This window comes from Rhodopseudomonas infernalis, from assembly GCF_022271405.1.
In the GTDB taxonomy this organism is placed as follows: Bacteria; Pseudomonadota; Alphaproteobacteria; order Rhizobiales; family Xanthobacteraceae; genus Rhodopseudomonas; species Rhodopseudomonas infernalis.
On the sequence record NZ_JAJNAL010000015.1, the window covers coordinates 1 to 17896 of the forward strand.

At 64.8% G+C, this 17896-nt stretch carries 11 protein-coding genes and 1 pseudogene; 7 read left to right on the top strand and 5 right to left on the bottom strand.

Translation table 11 applies throughout. The annotated features are described in order from the left end of the window. Nucleotides 1–207: pseudogene (locus LPW26_RS12145) on the bottom strand (PQQ-dependent sugar dehydrogenase); the annotation flags it as partial. Nucleotides 208–583: 376 nt separating this feature from the next. Between LPW26_RS12145 and LPW26_RS12150 the strand changes: the two are divergent. After that, the gene (locus LPW26_RS12150) at nucleotides 584–2200 is read left to right on the top strand and encodes an SGNH/GDSL hydrolase family protein (RefSeq protein ID WP_238735503.1); all 1617 of its coding nucleotides are present in this window, start codon (nucleotides 584–586) and stop codon (nucleotides 2198–2200) included. A gap of 209 nt (nucleotides 2201–2409) precedes the next feature. Here the strand turns inward: LPW26_RS12150 and LPW26_RS12155 are convergent, their stop codons facing one another. Further along, nucleotides 2410–3144: an SDR family NAD(P)-dependent oxidoreductase gene (locus tag LPW26_RS12155; protein WP_238735505.1), complete on the bottom strand. Its 735-nt coding sequence runs from the start codon at nucleotides 3142–3144 to the stop codon at nucleotides 2410–2412. Nucleotides 3145–3289: 145 nt separating this feature from the next. Between LPW26_RS12155 and LPW26_RS12160 the strand changes: the two genes are divergently transcribed. The 3 genes from LPW26_RS12160 (at nucleotide 3290) to LPW26_RS12170 (ending at nucleotide 6866) form a co-directional block, all read left to right on the top strand. Beyond that, nucleotides 3290–4066 carry an SDR family NAD(P)-dependent oxidoreductase gene (locus tag LPW26_RS12160; protein WP_238735507.1) on the top strand — a complete coding sequence of 259 codons (777 nt, stop codon included), beginning with the start codon at nucleotides 3290–3292 and terminating at the stop codon, nucleotides 4064–4066. Nucleotides 4067–4983: 917 nt separating this feature from the next. Further along, a complete protein-coding gene (locus tag LPW26_RS12165; protein ID WP_238735510.1) occupies nucleotides 4984–6303 on the top strand; it encodes an AAA family ATPase in 1320 nt (439 codons plus the stop codon). Then, nucleotides 6303–6866: a DUF4276 family protein gene (locus LPW26_RS12170; RefSeq protein WP_238735512.1), complete on the top strand. Its 564-nt coding sequence runs from the start codon at nucleotides 6303–6305 to the stop codon at nucleotides 6864–6866. Before LPW26_RS12165 ends, LPW26_RS12170 begins: the two co-directional genes overlap by 1 nt. A gap of 526 nt (nucleotides 6867–7392) precedes the next feature. Here the strand turns inward: LPW26_RS12170 and LPW26_RS12175 are convergent. Together LPW26_RS12175 and gltB are read right to left on the bottom strand one after the other, a co-directional pair. After that, the gene (locus LPW26_RS12175) at nucleotides 7393–8850 is read right to left on the bottom strand and encodes a glutamate synthase subunit beta (protein WP_238735665.1); all 1458 of its coding nucleotides are present in this window, start codon (nucleotides 8848–8850) and stop codon (nucleotides 7393–7395) included. 160 nt (nucleotides 8851–9010) lie between these two features. After that, a complete protein-coding gene (gene gltB, locus LPW26_RS12180) occupies nucleotides 9011–13738 on the bottom strand; it encodes a glutamate synthase large subunit (RefSeq protein WP_238735514.1) in 4728 nt (1575 codons plus the stop codon). Between the two features lie 441 nt (nucleotides 13739–14179). Here gltB and LPW26_RS12185 point away from each other — a divergent pair, with 441 nt between their 5' ends. Continuing rightward, the gene (locus LPW26_RS12185) at nucleotides 14180–14992 is read left to right on the top strand and encodes a hypothetical protein (protein ID WP_238735516.1); all 813 of its coding nucleotides are present in this window, start codon (nucleotides 14180–14182) and stop codon (nucleotides 14990–14992) included. 224 nt (nucleotides 14993–15216) lie between these two features. Here LPW26_RS12185 and LPW26_RS12190 read toward each other — a convergent pair whose 3' ends face one another. Further along, nucleotides 15217–15696: an Hsp20 family protein gene (locus tag LPW26_RS12190; RefSeq protein WP_238735518.1), complete on the bottom strand. Its 480-nt coding sequence runs from the start codon at nucleotides 15694–15696 to the stop codon at nucleotides 15217–15219. A gap of 228 nt (nucleotides 15697–15924) precedes the next feature. Here LPW26_RS12190 and LPW26_RS12195 point away from each other — a divergent pair, with 228 nt between their 5' ends. After that, nucleotides 15925–16869: an alpha/beta hydrolase gene (locus tag LPW26_RS12195; RefSeq protein ID WP_238735519.1), complete on the top strand. Its 945-nt coding sequence runs from the start codon at nucleotides 15925–15927 to the stop codon at nucleotides 16867–16869. Between the two features lie 147 nt (nucleotides 16870–17016). Beyond that, nucleotides 17017–17892, top strand: coding sequence for a UTP--glucose-1-phosphate uridylyltransferase GalU (galU, locus tag LPW26_RS12200; RefSeq protein ID WP_238735520.1), 876 nt, complete (start codon nucleotides 17017–17019; stop codon nucleotides 17890–17892). The last annotated feature ends 4 nt before the right edge of the window (nucleotides 17893–17896 follow it).

The window sequence follows — 17896 nt, forward strand, 5'->3', positions numbered from 1 at the left end:
CGCACCGTCCTTCAGCGAGGTGATGTGGTCGGGCACGAGACCGAGGCCGGGTTCGTCGCGCCCGTTGATGACCGCCCACAGCGCGCCGGTCGGCGGCTCGAAGCTGAGGCCGTCGGGATTGCGCAGGCCGGTGGCGAACAGCCGCCAGCGGCCGGACGCGCGATCGACTTCCCAGATCGCCGCGCGGTTCCTCTCCGCCTCCATGCCGTGGTGAGCCATGCGTGCTCTCTCCTTGCGACGATCTGCCCCCGTCGACCTTGCGGCCCCCTGCGATGTTCCGGAGCAGCCGCGGGGCTCGCTTCACCTTTGCGAGGATCGGCCGGGCATCGCCGGATGCCTGCGCAGGCGATCGGCGACATGCCCCCGGAACCGTCGGTTTCGCGGAGACGCCGTTTTGCGCGTAAAATCCGAGGCTTGGCTGGTCCGCCGCCACCCGGCGGATGCCAAATCCGCGACCCTCGGCACAGCCCTTGACGCCGGCGCCGGATCGCCGGCCTATGGGGCCACCCGGCTGCCCGGTTGCGGCCCGAATCCGCTACTATAGATCCGGTTTCCCTCCCCGTTGCGAGCACGGCCGAAGCGTATGTCAGACAAGCCGAAATCCCTGCTGAGCCGCCTCGCTGCGCGCGGGCCGGCGTTGGCGGTCTCTGCGGTGCTGCTGCTCAGCGTGGCCGCGCCGGCGTCGGCGCAGTTCTTCGGCTTCGGCGGCCCGCCGCAGCCGCCGCCCCGGCAGCAGCGCGGCGGCGGCTATTACAACGGCGGCGGCGGCGGATTCTTCGGCAGCGACGTGTTCGCGCCGTTCCAGCATCAGGCGCCGCGCCGCGCGCCGGTGCGCGAGGACTATTCGCGCGCGCCCGCGCCGGAGAAGCGTGAAGCGGCCGCCGAGCGCAACGTCGTGGTGCTCGGCGACGCCATGGCCGACTGGCTCGCTTACGGCCTCGAGCAGGCCTACACCGAGCAGCCCGAGATGGGCGTGATCCGCAAGCACAAGACCGTCTCGGGCCTGCTGCGCTATCAGCCCAAGGGCGAGCCGTCCGACTGGATCGCCGCCGCCAAAGAGATCCTGGCCGGCGAGAACCCCGACGCCATCGTGATGATGCTGGGCCTCAGCGACCGCGCGCCGATCACCGAGCCGGCCGCCGAAAAGAAGAAGGACGCCGCCGACACCAAGTCTGACGCGACCAAGGCGGATGCCGCGAAGCCCGACGACAAGACCGCCGACAGCGACGCGGCCGATGACGACGAGGACGACGACGGCACGCCGCAGATCATGGCGCCGGAGAAGTCCAAGCGCGGCAGCGGCGTCGCCCAGTTCCGCGATGCGCGCTGGGTCGAGCTCTACAACAAGAAGCTCGACGACATGATCGCGGTGCTGAAGGCCAAAGGCGTGCCGGTGCTGTGGGTCGGCCTGCCGGCGGTGCGCGGCACCAAATCGACCTCCGACGCGCAGTTTCTCAACGCGCTGTATCGCGACGCCGCCACCAAAGCGGGGATTACTTACGTCGATGTCTGGGACGGCTTCGTCGACGAGGGCGGCCGCTATATGCTGCAGGGCCCGGACTTCGAAGGCCAGACCCGCCGGCTACGCTCCTATGACGGCGTGTATTTCACCAAGGCCGGCGCCCGCAAGCTGGCGCACTATGTCGAGCGCGAGATCGCCCGGCTGCTCGCCGGTCGCTCCGGCCCGATCGAACTGCCGACCGAACCGGCGACGCCGGACACCACGCCCGCCAAGCCCGAAGGCCCGGCGCCGCGGCCGATCGCCGGCCCGATCGTGCCGTTGGTCGCCTCGGCGGTGTCGACCGATCGGCTGCTCGGCGGGCCTGGCCCGTCGCCCGTGGCGGTCGACGCGCTGGTGTCGCGGACGCTGATGAAGGGCGAACCGCTCGCCGCGCCGGCCGGCCGCGCCGACGACTATGCCTGGCCGCGGCGCGAGATCGTGGTCGAGAAGGCGCAGGAGCCGCCGCCGCCGAAGGACCCGCCGAAGAGCGCCGTGCCGATGGCCAGCAACACGCCGAACGGCGCCGCGCCGACGCGTCAGGGTGGATCACAGCCGCAGCAACGCCGCGTCGTCCGCGCCGCACCGCCTCCGCCGCCAGCCGCCTCCGGCTTCTTCGGCTTCGCCCCGGCTCAGCAGCAGCCCCAGGTGCGCCGCGCCTCGCCGCCGACCGCATCGGGATTCTTCTCGATCTTCCGGTGAGACTCGTTTGACAACTCGCCGCACGCGGCGCGGTTAGTGCTGATTGCTGCCTTTCCGACGGATGGCCTATCGGCGAGTCAGTCCGGGGCGCGCAGCGAAGCTGCGTGAACCCGGAATCTCAGCTGGGCAGAACAATTCGAGGTTCCGGGTTCGCGTAGCTGCGCTACGCGCCCCGGAACGACGGTGGGTGGGAAGAGAGGCTTTGCGCCTTACAAAATCAACCCGCCGTCGACCGCCAGCGTCTGGCCGAGCACGTAGCTCGACAGCGGCGAGGCGAGGAACAGGGCGACGCCGGCCATGTCCTCGGGCGTGCCGAGGCGCTTCATCGGGATGCCCTCGATGGCGCCGGCGAGGCGCTTGGGGTTGTCGGTGGTGACCTTGGTCATCTTGGTATCGACCAGTCCGGGCGCGATGCCGTTGACGCGGATGCCGTCTTCGGCCCAGGCCTGCGCCAGCGTGCGGGTCAGGCCGAAGGCGCCGGTCTTCGACGCGTTGTAGGCCGGGTTGCCCTTGGTGGCGTGGAATGCCGCGGTCGACGACACGATGATCAGCTTGCCGGACGCCGCCTTCAGCAGCGGATGAAATTTCGTCGCGCAGGCCATCAGGCTCATCAGGTTGACTTCCATCACGTGGCGGAAGCCGTCCATCTCGAACTCACCGCGGCGATAGATCACCGCGCCCTGTGCCAGGATCAGCACGTCGAGCCGATCGATCGGCGGCGCGAATGCCTCGACGGATTGCGGCTTACCGACGTCGAGCTGCACGTAAGTGAGGCCTTCGAAATGGCTGCCGTCCGCGGCTGCGTAGTCGGTCTGCGACGCGCGCGTGCCGGTTACGCACACCTTGGCGCCGTGGGCGGCAAACGCCTGCGCGATACCGTTGCCGATGCCGCTCGAGCCGCCGACGATCAGAACCTGCTTGCCACTGAAATCGAGTTCGTTCACCGCGAACCTCCCGTGTTGTCGTTGCCGCGGCTCTTGCGACGGCCGCGTTTGACCTGTGTGTCGATCAGTGCGAGCCTTGTCAATCGGAGCCGGGCCGCACTACGCGGCCACTAATTCCGCAACAAGAAACAACCGGAGGAAACCGATGTCGTACAAACCCCTCAGCCGTTCCGTCAAAGGCCTGCGCGTGCTCGTCACCGGCGCTGCGAGCGGCATGGGCCGCGCCACCGCGCATGTGTTCGCCGACGAAGGCGCGCGCGTCGCCGTCACCGACGTGACACTCGCCGGCGCGCAGCCGGTCGCCGACGCCATCAAGGCGCGCGGCGGCGATGCCACTGCATTTGCGCTCGACGTCGGCGATGCACAGGCGATCAAGAGCGGCGTCGAACAGATCGCGCAGACGCTCGGCGGCCTCGACATCGTCATCAACAATGCCGGCATCTCGGCGGCGCTCCCGATCGACGATGCCAATTACGAGGCGGTGTGGGAGCGCGCGCTCAACATCCTGCTCACCGCGCATCCGCGCGTGATCCGCGCCGCGCTGCCTTATCTGCGCAAATCGCAGAGCCCGCGCATCGTCAACATCGCCTCGACCGAAGCGCTCGGCGCCACGTCGCCGCACAGCCCGTATTCGGCGGCGAAAGCCGGCGTCACGGGTCTCACGCGCTCGCTCGCGGTCGAGCTCGGCCCCGAGGGCATCACCGTCAACTGCATCTGCCCCGGCCCGATCACCACCGGCATGACCGACCGCATCAGCGCCGAGCACAAGCAAAAATACGCCCGCCGCCGCACCGCCCTGCACCGCTACGGCGACCCGGAAGAAGTCGCCCACATGACGCTCAGCCTGTGCCTGCCGGCCGCCTCGTTCCTCACCGGCGCGGTGATTCCGGTCGACGGCGGATTGATGGCAAGGAATGCGTGAGGTGATACGCGAGGGCAGACTACTCCGTTGCTAACAAGCGACGCGTAACTCGGCCCCAGCGCTCCGCCCCTCGCACCGTCGTTCCGGGGCGCATAGCACAGCTATGCGAACCCGGAACCTCGAGATGTTCTGCCCGCCTGAGATTCCGGGTTCACGCAGCTCTGCTGCGTGCCCCGGAATGACTCGTGGATAGTTTGTAGTTCGTAGGATGGGTTGAGCAGCGCGAAACCCATCGCGGCGCGGCGGGGCGGGCCGGTTACAGCAGCAGAGCCGTTCTGCCGCGTTTCCCCACCCACCGTCGTTCCGGGGCGCGTAGCGCAGCTACGCGAACCCGGAACCCCGAAGCGTTCTGCCTGCCTGAGATTCCGGTTCACGCAGCTTCGCTGCGTGCCCCGGAATGACTCGCGGAGAGTTTGGACCTGCCACGGCAAATTACTCTCGCGGCTCGATCGAGCCCGAGCTGTGCGCCCGTCGCTGTCACAGCGAGGGGCGGGGGCGCGCCGTGCGGCGCGGATAATTGGCAGGTCTCGCGAGGGCATGCGATCCCTCGCGCAACGCCTCACGGCGCGTCCACCGCGGCGATTTGTGACCGAGGGACCGTTCTTCCGGGACACAGCGAGCTTGCGGGCTTTCCCCGGCCTCCACTGCACCCGCCCAGCCTCTGAAGCGGCGGACGCTCGTAGTAGCGGCGGACGGTGACCCTCGGCCTCCCGGGCTGCGTGAGTACGTACCACGATACGACGGTAGCCCCTCCTCAAGGCACTGCAGAAGCCACATCGAGGCAGCAAACGAAAGTCTATGTTATTATAGTTAGAGGGAATATGAGGAGATCAAAACCCACGATCCCAAACTTGCAAGTGACCCAGCAGATGATCTATCTGAAGCCTCGTGCGTGCTCAAATTTAAGGACGTAAGCATTGTTAAGGGCAGTTAGTGTCTCCGGCTTCAAATCGCTGGACGATTTCAAGCTTGAATTCCACAAAGGGCTTAATGTCCTTATCGGACCGAATGGCTCGGGAAAGACCAACATCATCAACTTCCTCGAGTTTCTGGCGCACCTTGCTCGGAACTCATTGCTGGACGCCGTCAGCAGAAGCGGCGGCGCTGGTAAGATCTTCAGAAGGGACCACGTGGGAGCGCTCCGTCGGAGAATTTCTTTTAAGATCATCGGCGACGGCGAACACCAAGATTATCGAAGCGATCAAAAGGTATATGTTTGGTACGAGTACGACGCTGAGATCTCCCTATCCAAAAGCAATAGTGCCCTGAGCTACACCATGCAGCGACTGAGGATGGCTTTTGGAGAGCAGAGGGACCCCAACGGGATTTGGCCTATTGATGTTGAAGTTCTGCGAGAGGACGAAGATGATTTCAAACTAAATTTTGTTTCTGCAAACACCGATCACTTCAGAGACCACTTTTCGAGAAAGAAGGAAACCTTTACGGAGCTACAGGCAAGCATCGAAGAAACCATAAAGGAAGATGCGCCAACATCATGCTTATATCAGATTTTGTCGCGATTTCTGCTCGGCTCCTCGCAGATTTCGCGAGACCTTGTAGGCGCAAAGTCCCTCAACATATCCCCTTCGGCAGTCCGGAAGCCCGAAGACATCGCCAGTGAACCTGAAATAAGCGAAGACGGCAGCGGCCTAGCGGCCGTGCTATTCGCATTGAGCGCACGCCCTAGAAATTTTTGGGCATATGGCCCCTATCTAATTCAGACAGAAAGTTCGCCCGAAACGCTAGCTAAGTTGATTTCATACTCTCGAATAGTCAACGAATCGATCGAGGACATTACTGTCGAACCAGACACGATCGAGAACCAATTGCGGATTTTTGTTAAGGTCTCTTACGAAGATGGGACACTCAAACTGCCCTTTAGCTTGGTTTCAGACGGGACAGCAAAGTGGTTTACGCTAGTCACAGCAATCTTGACTAGCCACTCCATCTTCGCCATCGAAGAGCCCGAAAATTTCTTACACCCACTAATGCAGCGTGAAATCGTGAAGATTGTCAGAGAGACATTCAACGGCGATCTTGACGACCGATTCGCGATTATGACGACGCACAGCGAGACGATCCTAAACAATATCGATCCTGACGAAATGATTTTGGTTCACATGGAGAATGGTCGCACGCTCGCCAAACGACCAACCAATGCAGACGACATCAGGGAAGAAATTAACGAAACCGGCTTTGGCGCCGGCTTCTTCTACCTGTCCGGAGCATTGGAATAATGAGCGCGGCGTTTATAGTTGACGGACTCACGGAAAAGAAAATCATTCAGCGCCTCTGCCCCGGATCGCCGATCAGAACTACAGGAATGAACGGCAAAGACGTGGCTTTAAAAGCCATTGCGAAGGCTGCAAATTCCCTCATCAAGTTGTTTAGAGGGCGATACTACCCCATTGTAATAATAGTTGACCGAGAGGGACGCGCCCAATCCGCGATTGATATAGAACGCGATTTAACACGACTTCTTGTCGAACTTGGAGCCGTTGAGAATGAACTAATTGTCTGCTCACCTGACCGGATGATAGAAAACTGGATGCTGGCGGACACCAAGTACTTATTTGAGATTTATGATGTTCAGGCACCAACCCCCTGCGAAGGATTACATGGAAAACAAACACTGAAGCGACTACTCGCAACTAAGAACATTAGTTACCACGAGACAACAGTTGGCGTAGATATCCTCTCTAACTGCGACCCTCACGCGATTAGCGAGCGCGCTGAAAGCTTTCAGAGACTCATGGAAAGAGCGCAGTTCTTTTGTAGATGGCTTCGGGCCACCCCCTAGCTATACACACGACCTGATATCGACGATTTATAGACCGCCCTTCTGATTGATAGATCAACTATGCGACTCATGTAAGCGCTGGCGTGCGCGACGAGCGGCAACTTAGAATGCTAAATTCATCTACAATTCATTCCCTGGAAGCTCCGGCACCAGCCTTCAACCTCATCCGAGGCCTTACGACTGCGCGCCTTTTTGGTGCTGAGGGGGAGTTTCTCCATATCCAGTTGGCGCACGTAATCGCCATTGCCGGACATAAACTGACAATCCTTTTTCCTTCGGCATTGATAAGACTTACTGATGGCGCGCTTCGCGCGCGATGGATGCGCGGGTCGAGCCCGCGCATGACGACCGAGCAGGTGGTCAACGCAGTGAACTCGCTCGCCGGCGGATGCCTTGCGGCGGATCGCTTGTCACGGCGGCGTAGGATGGGTTGAGCAACGCGAAACCCATCGGCCTCGCGGTGAGGCGACGATGGGTATCGCTGCGCTCAACCCATCCTACGGCGGCGGTGGTTGCCGCGTGCGGCTTACCTCGGCAGCGTCGTGCTACCCATCAGGAACCGGTCGATCGCCTGCGCGGCCAAGCGGCCTTCGCGGATGGCCCAGACGACGAGAGACTGGCCGCGGCGCATGTCGCCGGCGGCGAAGACTTTGTCGAGCGAGGTGGTGAAGCGCTCGAGGTCGGCCTTGACGTTGCCGCGCGGGTCGAGGGCGACGCCGAGCTGGGCCAGGAGGCCGTCCTTCACCGGGGAGACGAAGCCCATCGCCAGCAGCACGAGGTCGGCTTCGATGACGAATTCGGTGCCAGGGATCGGCTTGAAGGCGCCGTCGACGCGGACGCAGTTGAGCTTCTTGACCTGCCCGCCCTCGCCTTCGAACGACACCGTGTTGACGGCGAAGTCGCGGGCCGCGCCTTCGGCCTGGCTCGACGAGGTGCGCATCTTCATCGGCCAGTTCGGCCAGGTGAGACCCTTGTCTTCCTTCTCGGGCGGCGCCGGCATGATCTCGATCTGCGTGACGCTGGCGGCGCCCTGGCGGATCGAGGTGCCGATGCAGTCCGAACCGGTGTCGCCGCCGCCGATCACCACGACGCGCTTGCCGGTGGCGAGGATCTCAGGCCTGTCACCGAGCGGCTCGCCGGAGACCCGGCGGTTCTGCTGGGTGAGGAAATCCATCGCGAAGTGCACGCCGGCGAGCTCGCGGCCCGGGATCGCGAGGTCACGCGGATACTCCGCGCCGCCGGTGAGCGCGACGGCATCGTACTGCTTGAGCAGCTCGGCCGGATCGACCGCGCCGGGTGCCGTGCCGCCGACCGGGGTGTTGTAGTGGAAGGTGACGCCCTCGCCCTCCATCTGCGCGACGCGGCGGTCGATCAGATGCTTCTCCATCTTGAAGTCGGGGATGCCGTAGCGCAGCAGGCCGCCGGCCTTGGCGAGCTTCTCGTAGACGTGGACGTCATGACCGGCGCGCGCCAGCTGCTGCGCGGCGGCGAGGCCCGCGGGGCCGGCGCCGATAATGGCGACGCTCTGGCCGGTCTTGTTCGCGGCGATCTCCGGCGGCAGCCAGCCATTGGCGAAGGCGCGATCGACGATGGCGCATTCGATGGTTTTGATCGTGACCGGGTTGTCGTCGATGTTCAGCGTGCACGACGCTTCGCACGGCGCCGGGCAGATCCGGCCGGTGAATTCCGGGAAGTTGTTGGTCGAGTGCAGGTTGCGCGACGCTTCCTGCCAGTTGTCGTTATAGACGAGGTCGTTCCAGTCCGGGATCTGGTTGTTGACCGGACAGCCGGGCGTGCCCGGATGCGGCGAGCCGGTGCCGTGGCAATACGGAATGCCGCAGTTCATGCAGCGCGCGGCCTGGTCGCGCAGGTCCTTGTCGCTGAGCGGTACGACGAACTCTTGATAGTTCTGCACGCGCTCCGCCACCGGCGCATACGCGCGGTCGTGACGCTCGATTTCCAGAAATCCCGTGACCTTGCCCATCAGACTACCAACGCCCCTGAATTCTAATCCGGTCGTCATCCTGAGGTGCTCGCCCGAAGGGCGAGCCTCGAAGGATGAATGTTCTGCTGTGTCCTGTCGCTGTCACCCTTCGAGGCCCGCGCGTCGCGCGGGCGCCTCAGGGTGACGGCTTCGCGTGAAACTACGCCCCGATGGCGATCTTCGGCTCCTCGGCGGCGCGGCTTTTCAGCTCGCGCAGGGCGCGGCGGTACTCGACCGGCATCACCTTGCGGAACTTCGGCAGCCACTCCTTCCAGTTCGCCAGAATCTCGGCGGCGCGCTTGGAGCCGGCGTATTTGGCGTGGCGCGAGATCAGGACGTGCAGCCGCTCGATGTCGCTGCCGAGCAGATCGGCGAACACATCGACCCGGCCGTGCGCTTCGAGATCGCCCGACTGGTGATAGGTGCCGGCGTTGATCATCTCTTCCGACAGCACCGGCTCGAGCTCGACCATCGCCAAATTGCACAGCTTCGGGAAGCTGCCGTCCTCGTCCAGCACATAGGCGACGCCACCCGACATGCCGGCCGCGAAGTTGCGCCCGGTCTTGCCGAGCACCACGACGATGCCGCCGGTCATGTATTCGCAGCAATGATCGCCGGCGCCTTCGACCACCGCCACGGCGCCGGAATTGCGCACCGCGAAGCGTTCGCCGGCGATGCCGCGGAAGTAGCACTCGCCCTCGATCGCGCCGTACATCACTGTGTTGCCGACGATGATCGACTCCTCCGGCACGATGCCGGAGATCGCCGGCGGCCGGACGATGATCTTGCCGCCGGACAGGCCCTTGCCGACATAGTCGTTGCCTTCGCCTTCGAGATCGAAGGTGACGCCGCGCGCCAGCCAGGCGCCGAACGCCTGACCCGCGGTGCCCTTGAGGTGCACCTGGATGGTGTCGTGCGGCAGGCCGGCATGGCCGTAATGCTTGGCGACCGTGCCGGACAGCATCGCGCCGGCCGAACGGTTGGTGCTGTTGATGTCGACCTCGAACTTCACCGGCGCGCCGCGGTCGATCGCCGGCTGCGCCTTGGCGATCAGCTCGCGGTCCAGCACCTTCTCGAGGTGATGGTCCTGCGTCTCCGAGTGATAGATCGTCTGACCCTTCTCGGCCTTCTGCTTGTAGAACAGCTTGGAGAAGTCGAGACCCTTGGCCTTCCAGTGCGCCACCAGCGCCTGCTGGTCGAGCATCTGCGACTGGCCGACCATCTCATTGAAGCTGCGATAGCCGAGTTCGGCCATCAGCTCGCGGACTTCCTCGGCGACGAAGAAGAAGTAGTTGATGACGTGCTCGGGCTGGCCGGTGAAGCGCTTGCGCAGCACCGGGTCCTGCGTCGCGACGCCGACCGGGCAGGTGTTGAGATGGCACTTGCGCATCATGATGCAGCCCGCCGCAATCAGCGGCGCGGTGGCGAAGCCGAATTCGTCGGCGCCGAGCAGCGCGCCGATGACGACGTCGCGGCCGGTGCGGAAGCCGCCGTCGACCTGGACGACGATGCGCGAGCGCAGCCGCTCACGCACCAGCGTCTGGTGCGTCTCGGCGAGGCCGATTTCCCAGGGCGAGCCGGCGTGCTTGATCGAGGTCAGCGGCGATGCGCCGGTGCCGCCCTCGAAGCCCGCGATGGTGACGTGGTCGGCACGCGCCTTGGCGACGCCGGCCGCGACGGTGCCGACGCCGATTTCCGACACCAGCTTGACCGAGACCGCGCTGGTCGGATTGACGTTCTTCAGATCGTAGATCAGCTGCGCCAGATCCTCGATCGAATAGATGTCGTGATGCGGCGGCGGCGAGATCAGGCCGACGCCGGGGGTCGAGTGACGCACCGCCGCGATGGTGGCATCGACCTTGTGGCCGGGGAGCTGGCCGCCTTCGCCGGGCTTGGCACCCTGCGCCATCTTGATCTGCATCATGTCGGAGTTGGCGAGATACTCCGTGGTGACGCCGAACCGGCCCGAGGCGACCTGCTTGATGGCCGAGCGCATCGAATCGCCATTGGCCATCGGCTTGAAGCGGTCGGCTTCCTCGCCGCCCTCGCCGGTGTTCGACTTGCCGCCGATCCGGTTCATGGCGATCGCCAGCGTGGTGTGCGCTTCGCGCGAGATCGAGCCGAAGCTCATCGCGCCGGTCGCGAAGCGCTTGACGATCTCGGCCGCCGGTTCGACCTCCTCGATCGGCACAGGCTTGCGGCCTTCGGCTTCCGCGCTCTTGATCTTGAACAGGCCGCGCAGAGTCAGCAGGCGCTCCTGCTGCTCGTTGAGGATGCGGGCGAAGGCGCGATAGCGCTCCTGCGAATTGCCGCGCACCGCGTGCTGCAGCGTCGCCACCGACTCGGCCGTCCAGGCATGATCTTCACCGCGCGACCGGAAGGCGTATTCGCCGCCGACATCGAGCGCGCTCTTGTAGACCAGCGCCTCACCGAACGCGTCGTGATGACGGCGCACCGTCTCCTCGGCGATCTGCGCCAGCCCGACGCCTTCGATCTGCGAATGCGTGCCGGCGAAGTACTTGGCGATGAAGTCGTTGCGCAGGCCGACGGCGTCGAAGATCTGGGCGCCGCAATACGACTGATAGGTCGAGATGCCCATCTTGGACATCACCTTCAGCAGGCCCTTGCCGATCGACTTGATGTAGCGCTTGACGATCTCGTAGTCGTCGAGCTTGGCCGGCAGCTTGTCCTTGAGCGCGATGATGGTCTCGAACGCCAGATACGGGTTGATGGCTTCGGCGCCGTAACCCGCGAGGCAGGCGAAGTGATGCACTTCGCGCGGCTCGCCCGACTCGACCACGAGGCCGACCGAGGTGCGCAGGCCGACGCGGATCAGATGATGATGCACCGACGCGCAGGCGAGCAGCGAGGGGATCGGAATCCGGTCGCTGCCGGTCGCCCGGTCGCTCAGGATGATGATGTTGACGCCGTCACGCACTGCGGATTCCGCGCGGGCGTTGAGTTCGTCCAACACCTGCTCCATCCCGGCCGCGCCGAGCCCGGCGTGGAAAGTGGTGTCGAGCGTGCGCGACTTGAAATGCGAATCGCCGACCTCGGAGATCGAGCGGATCTTTTCCAGATCGCCGTCGGTGAGGATCGGCTGGCGGACTTCGAGGCGCTTGGTGCCGGCGAGGCCCTGGGTGTCGAACAGGTTCGGGCGCGGGCCGATGATCGATACCAGGCTCATCACCAGCTCCTCGCGGATCGGATCGATCGGCGGGTTGGTGACCTGGGCGAAGTTCTGCTTGAAGTAGGTGAACAGCGGCTTGGGCTTGTCCGACAGCGCCGACAGCGGCGTGTCGTTGCCCATCGAGCCCGAGGCTTCCTCGCCGGTCGACGCCATCGGCGTCAGCAGGATCGAGATGTCTTCCTGAGTGTAGCCGAACGCCTGCTGCCGATCGAGCAGCGGCAGGTTCGAGCGCTGGCCCTTGACCGGCGCGTCCGACAGCTCTTCGAGCACGATCTGGGTGTGGCTCAGCCAGTCACGATAGGGCTGGCTGGCGGACAGCTGCGCCTTGATCTCGTCGTCCGGAATGAGCCGGCCCTCGACGAGGTCGACCAGCAGCATCTTGCCCGGCTGCAGCCGCCACTTGGTGACGATCTGATCCTCGGGGATCTTCAGCACGCCCATTTCGGACGCCATGACGATGCGGTCGTCCTTGGTGACGAGATAGCGCGCCGGGCGCAGACCGTTGCGGTCCAGCGTCGCGCCGATCTGGCGGCCGTCGGTGAAGGCCAGCGCGGCGGGGCCGTCCCACGGCTCCATCAGCGCGGCGTGATATTCGTAGAAGGCGCGGCGCTGCTCATCCATCAGCGGATTGCCGGCCCACGCCTCCGGGATCATCATCATCACGGCGTGCGGCAGCGAGTAGCCGCCGCGCACCAGAAATTCGAGCGCGTTGTCGAAACAGGCGGTGTCCGACTGGCCCTCATAGGAGATCGGCCACAGCCGACTGATGTCCTTGCCGTACAGCTTGGAGTGCACCGAGGCCTGCCGCGCCGCCATCCAGTTGACGTTGCCGCGCAGCGTGTTGATCTCGCCGTTGTGGGCGACCATGCGGTACGGATGCGCCAGCGACCAGGTCGGGAAGGTGTTGGTCGAGAACCGCTGATGCACCAGCGCCAGCGCGGATTCGAAATCCGGCTCGGCGAGGTCCGGGTAGTACTTGCCGAGCTGGTCGGCCAGGAACATGCCCTTGTAGATAACGGTGCGGCACGACAGCGACACCGGATAGTAGCCGGCGAGGCCGCGCTCGCGACGCTGATAGATCGCGTTCGAGATCGACTTGCGCAGGATGTAGAGCTGGCGCTCGAATTCGTCCTCGGACTTGGTCAGCGGACCGCGGCCGATGAACACCTGCATGTTGGCCGGCTCGGTCGGCTTGACGGTTTCGCCCAGCGACGAGTTGTCGGTCGGCACTTCGCGCCAGCCCAGCAGCGTCAGGCCCTCGGCCTTGATCTGGTCGGCGACGATGCTCTTGATCACCTTCCGCCACGACGAGTCGCGCGGCATGAACAGCGCGCCGACGGCGTATTCGCCCGGCGCCGGCAGCGAGAAGCCGAGCTCGGCGGCCTTGCGGCTGAAAAACGCGTGCGGAATCTGCACCAGAATACCCGCACCGTCGCCGGCGCGCGGATCGGCGCCGACCGCGCCACGATGCTCGAGATTGCACAGGATGCGGATCGCGTCGGACACGATCTGGTGCGACTTCACGCCCTTGATGTTGGCGATGAAGCCGACGCCGCAGGCGTCCTTTTCGCGCGACAGGTCGTACAGACCCTCGGCTTCGGGACGCCAAGTGTGCTCGCGCGCGGGCGTTTTCACGGCCGGGTCCGCCGTCAGCGCATTGGCAACCATGTTCTCGCGCTCAACCTCAGACCCGCTCATGTTCGTCCTCATTCATCCTGGCAAGGATTCGTCCAGCAGCGGCACACTTCGGGCGTCCGCGGCACCCTCCGGGCCACCGCTCGCCGCCGCGAGCCACGATTTTTAGTATTCAGACCCCGGTGTCCATATCGCCCATAGGACAAGGCAGGAGTCTCGCGCGACGTCAAACGCCGCTGTTTACGCTGCAAGGCCCGTGTGGGGCTACCACCGTAATTGAGACAGTGTTGCTGTCCTAGCAAGACCTTGTCAAATTTTTGTCTAGCACACAAGCGCGCGCGAGTCCTGCTTTGGAAGCTGTCCAAACGCAATTCCCGCCCCGGATTCACGCCGAAAGGGCCCTGATCCGGCCCAAGCGAGGCCCAATTCCGCCCCGAGGCTCCGCCGCGCCCCGCAGCGGGCATGGGGCGTGGGCCAGAACGGCAGGAGCAGGATATGCGTGTGATGGGGTTGATGACTTCCGGATGGGCGATCGTGGGCGGGCTCGCCGCCGCCATGACGGCGGCCAGCGCGCAGCCGGTGCCGCGGATCGCCGGGGCGCCGGTGGTGACCCAGATCTCCGATATCGACGAGCCCTATGCGGCGGTGCCGCCGCCGCGGCTCCGTCGGGTGATCCCGGACGACGATGGCTATGCGCCGGAGGTGCTGTCGCCGCGCGAGGTCGCCGATCTGGCGCGGGACGCCGGCTTCGAGCCGCTCGGCGTGCCGTATCAACGCGGGCTGGTCTATACGATGTCGGCGCTCAATCCGGACGGTGACGACGGCCGGCTGGTGGTCGATGCCCGCAGCGGGCGGATCCTGCGCTTCATGCCGGCCTGGCAGATGGGCGACGCCATGGAGACCATGACGGTCGCGAGCTATGGCCGGATCCAGGGCCTGCCGCGCTTCATCGAGCGAAACCCGCCGCGGCCGCCACGCGCGGTCGGCCGGCTGGCAAGCCGCACCCCGACGACGCCGCTGCCGCGCCCCTCGCCGCAGCAATCCACCAGAGGCCCCTCGCCCGCCGCAGCCAGCAATGCCGCTACTGCGGTCGCCCCAGTGAAGGACGCAACCAAGCCGGCGACGGATGCGGCCAAGGTCGAGCCGGGCAAGACCGAGCCGACCAAGATTGAAGCCCCGGCAAAGCAGGAAGCCGCAGCCGCGCAGACCAAGCCCACCGCCCCACCGGCGCCCGCGCCGACCGAAGCCAAGCCGGCCCCGGCCGGACCGACCGTTCAGCCGACCGAGCCGATGCCGCCGGTGCAGGGGCTGGAGTAGTAACTGCGCTTCATTCACACGCCGTCATGGCCGGGCTTGTCCCGGCCATCCACGCCTTTACTCGCAGCGCCGCCGTAAGGCGTGGATGCCCGCGACAAGCGCGGGCATGACGGAGAGGCAGGGGCCCGCCACGTAGAGCCTGCGACGGTTGGCACACACCCCACAAACCAAAACGCCCCGGTTTCCCGGGGCGTCGGTGAGTCGTGGGGTGAAAGGCGCTGCAGTTACGCGGCGGCCTTTTCGCCGGTCTGATCGACCACTTGCGGCGCGGCTTGGGCCGAGGTGGTGATCGGAATGCTGCGGGGCTTCTTGGCCTCCGGAATCTCGCGGACGAGATCGACGTGCAGCAGACCGTTCTCGAGGCTGGCGTTCTTCACCGAGACGTAGTCGGCGAGCTGGAAGGCCCGCTCGAAGGCGCGCGCCGCAATGCCGCGATACAGCACTTCGGATTTGCCGCCGTTCTCGTTCGCGGTCTTCTCGCCCTTGATGGTGAGCTGGTTCTCCTTGGTCACGATCGACAATTCGGCCGGGGAGAAACCGGATACGGCGACGCTGATACGATACGCGTTATCGCCGGTGCGCTCGATGTTGTAGGGCGGATAGCCGGGAGCCGCCGCCTCGCCGGACGTCTGGTCCAGCAGATTGAACAGGCGGTCGAAGCCGATGGTGGAACGGTAGAACGGGGTGAGATCGAACGTACGCATGGTCAAGTCCTCCTAGAAGCGACTGTTTGAATACCCGCCCGCCATCGGGCCGGGCATCGTCTGGATGCAGCCGGATCAGCTCCTGAAGCTCAGGTCCTGACCCCTTGGTGTGGCCTGCACGAAAATGATATGGGAGGGTCGTTGCGGGGTTCAAGAGGTCTCCGCGATCTTCCGTCCGACGATTCTTCTCGCTGTCTCCCAGCGTTTTAACCCCTCCGGATTTGGCTCATGACGCTCGTCTCGATTCCCGCCAATCCGGTCCCCGAGGGGGCGGTCTCCGGCACCATCAAAACGCCGGACGGCACCGAGCTGCGCTACGCGCGCTGGCCGGCGCCGGCGGGCCGCAAGGGAACGGTCTGTGTCTTCACCGGGCGGACCGAGCAGATCGAGAAGTACTTCGAGACGGTGCGCGACCTTCAGGACCGCGGCTTCGCGGTGGCGATGATCGACTGGCGCGGCCAGGGCCATTCGGCGCGGCGGCTGCGCGATTCCCGCAAGGGCTATGTGCGCAACTTCGCGGACTACGAAGTCGACGTCGAAACCTTCGTCCGCGAGATCGTGCTGCCGGACTGTCCGCCGCCGCATTTCGCGCTGGCGCATTCGATGGGCGGCGCCGTGATGCTACGCATCGCGCATTCCGGCAAGCGCTGGTTCGACCGCATGGTGCTGTCGGCGCCGATGATCGACCTGCCGGGCCGCGCCACGTCGCTGCCGGCGCGGCTGCTGCTGCGCACGATGCGGCTGGCGGGCCAGGGCGGTCGCTACGTGCCCGGCGGCAACGACGTGCTCGCCAACACCGAGCCGTTCGTCGGCAACAAGCTGACGTCCGATCCGGTGCGCTACGCCCGCAATGCCGCGATCGTTTCCGAAGACCCGACCCTCGGCCTCGCCTCGCCGACCATCGCGTGGGCCGACACCGCCTTCCAGACCATGCACGGCTTCCGCGCCGCGAACTATCCGTCGAAGATCCGCCAGCCGATCCTGATGATGGCGGCGAGCCACGACACCATCGTGGCGACCGCGGCGATCGAGGAGTTCGCCTATCATCTGCGCGCCGGATCGCATCTGGTCATCGCCGGCGCCAAGCACGAGATCCTGCAGGAGCAGGATCGCTATCGGCAGCAGTTCTGGGCGGCGTTCGACGCTTTCGTCCCGGGGACGCCGCTGTTTTGATATGGCATACTGACGTGGCCGCGCCGGATGTGGCATCGTGCCGTTAACGACGTCCGTCAGCCGATCAGGAACTTCATAGATCCGCCAAGGTTGCAGGCTGCAACATTTCCCCGACCTCGCGCCATTCCGCCGAAAGATCTTCGCCCCATGAAAATCCGCAAAGCCGTTTTCCCGGTTGCCGGCCTCGGCACCCGGGTCCTTCCCGCCACCAAGGCGATGCCGAAGGAGATGCTGACGATCGTCGATAAGCCGCTGATTCAGTACGTGGTCGACGAGGCCAAGGAGGCCGGGATCGAGCACTTCATCTTCGTCACCGGTCGTAACAAAGGCATCATCGAGGATCACTTCGACCGCCAGTTCGAACTCGACGTGACGCTGGAGAAGCGCAACAAGAAAAGCGAGATGGACATTCTGGCGCGCGACCAGCCGGAGGCCGGCGCGATGAGCTTCACGCGCCAGCAGGCGCCTCACGGGCTCGGCCACGCGGTGTGGTGCGCCCGCGATATCGTCGGCAACGAACCGTTCGCGGTGGTGTTGCCCGACGAATTAGTCCTCAACGATCCGGGCTGTCTGAAGCAGATGATACTCGCCGCCGAGAAGCTCGGCGACAAGACCAACGTCATCGCAGTCGAGGAAGTTCCGGCCGACAAGACCCATCAGTACGGCATCTGCGGCGTCGGCAAGCGCGACGGCAAGATGTTCGAGATCGACGGGATGATCGAGAAGCCCACGCCTGGCACGGCGCCGTCCAACCTCTCGATTTCGGGGCGCTACATTCTGCAGCCGGAGATCTTCCAGATCCTCGCGACGCAGGAGCGCGGCGCCGGCGGCGAGATCCAGCTCACAGATGCGATGATCGGGCTGGCGAAGACGCAGAAGTTTTACGGCGTCGAGTTCGAAGGCGAGCGCCACGATTGCGGCTCCAAGGCCGGCTTCCTGCGCGCCAATATCGCGTTCGGAATGCGCCGACCCGAGCTGCGCGACGCCCTGGTGGCCGACATGAAACGCTATCTCGGCGGTTGAGGCA

Excerpts from the sequence above, each read along its gene's own strand:
- LPW26_RS12150 (WP_238735503.1), top strand. The coding sequence starts at position 584 with ATGTCAGACAAGCCGAAATCCCTGCTGAGCCGCCTCGCTGCGCGCGGG.
- LPW26_RS12160 (WP_238735507.1), top strand. The coding sequence starts at position 3,290 with ATGTCGTACAAACCCCTCAGCCGTTCCGTCAAAGGCCTGCGCGTGCTC.
- LPW26_RS12170 (WP_238735512.1), top strand. The coding sequence starts at position 6,303 with ATGAGCGCGGCGTTTATAGTTGACGGACTCACGGAAAAGAAAATCATT.
- LPW26_RS12175 (WP_238735665.1), bottom strand. The coding sequence starts at position 8,850 with ATGGGCAAGGTCACGGGATTTCTGGAAATCGAGCGTCACGACCGCGCG.
- gltB (WP_238735514.1), bottom strand. The coding sequence starts at position 13,738 with ATGAGCGGGTCTGAGGTTGAGCGCGAGAACATGGTTGCCAATGCGCTG.
- LPW26_RS12185 (WP_238735516.1), top strand. The coding sequence starts at position 14,180 with ATGGGGTTGATGACTTCCGGATGGGCGATCGTGGGCGGGCTCGCCGCC.
- LPW26_RS12190 (WP_238735518.1), bottom strand. The coding sequence starts at position 15,696 with ATGCGTACGTTCGATCTCACCCCGTTCTACCGTTCCACCATCGGCTTC.
- LPW26_RS12195 (WP_238735519.1), top strand. The coding sequence starts at position 15,925 with ATGACGCTCGTCTCGATTCCCGCCAATCCGGTCCCCGAGGGGGCGGTC.
- galU (WP_238735520.1), top strand. The coding sequence starts at position 17,017 with ATGAAAATCCGCAAAGCCGTTTTCCCGGTTGCCGGCCTCGGCACCCGG.